We start from the raw sequence: 795 nt of genomic DNA on the forward strand, positions 1-795 counted from the left end.
CTTAGCCTTACGATCCTACCCTTCCTCTAAACCGACACACCTGATCTCTCAATCACAGTTGCATTTTATGAAGCGACACACTATATATAGTATACTCCTGCTACCTCTCCTCGTCTTATCACTCGTCAGCTGTGATAAGCTTATATATGATCGAGGCGAGTGCCCCACGATACTGGTCTTCACGCCCTATATGCAGACGCCCTGTATGTCTGACTCGGCTTACATTGGCAAGGCGGGCTACATGGATATTGTCATCAGTGTCCCTTCATCAGGAGAGATCATCGCATACAAGCATCTAGAGCCAGCTGACCTGACTGCAGCCTCTAGGATAGAGATTCCCGTACCAAACGAGTGCGGCGAGACCTATCGATACACTATTTGGGTAGGAGCTACCCCCCACGCACTATACTATGAGTGACCTAGCACCAGCCTCGGGCAATAAGCACCCCGACTGCCGACTGGCACTCCGGCTCAACGAGCAAGATAGACACGAGGGTCTACTGCCTGAGCCTCTATACTTTGCTACAGACACCATTGAGTGTCCTATGCCTCCTAGAGGTAGCACGATTAGAGTCCCCGTTCGCGCCAAACCTGACGCGCTACAGCAACGACTTTGATATATCCCTTACTGAGCTACCCAGCAAGGTCATCTATCCGCTCCATATAGAGATCGAGGACAATAACGCTGCCTACAACTTTATGGGTCAGCTGACCAATCCCACCAAGCATGTCATCTATCAGGCGCCACTACCCAACGAGGGTACGACGCGCAGCACCCGTCTCAGCACGCTACGA

The 795-nt window shown here is 51.6% G+C and carries 2 protein-coding genes; both read left to right on the plus strand.

Annotation, left to right across the window (positions count from 1 at the left end; all coding sequences use genetic code 11):
- The first annotated feature begins 67 nt into the window (after nt 1-67).
- Entirely contained in the window at nt 68-418 is a 351-nt protein-coding gene (locus tag PORUE0001_RS01940) for a hypothetical protein (protein ID WP_007364782.1), read from the plus strand.
- A 101-nt stretch (nt 419-519) separates the two neighbouring features.
- On the plus strand, nt 520-795 hold a 276-nt coding region (locus tag PORUE0001_RS01945), incomplete at its 3' end, for a hypothetical protein (protein ID WP_157750183.1).

The organism is Porphyromonas uenonis 60-3, assembly GCF_000174775.1.
Lineage (GTDB): Bacteria > Bacteroidota > Bacteroidia > Bacteroidales > Porphyromonadaceae > Porphyromonas > Porphyromonas uenonis_A.

Bases quoted from the DNA above. Each gene is read 5' to 3' on its own strand.
- PORUE0001_RS01940 (WP_007364782.1), top strand. From the start codon at position 68: ATGAAGCGACACACTATATATAGTATACTCCTGCTACCTCTCCTCGTC.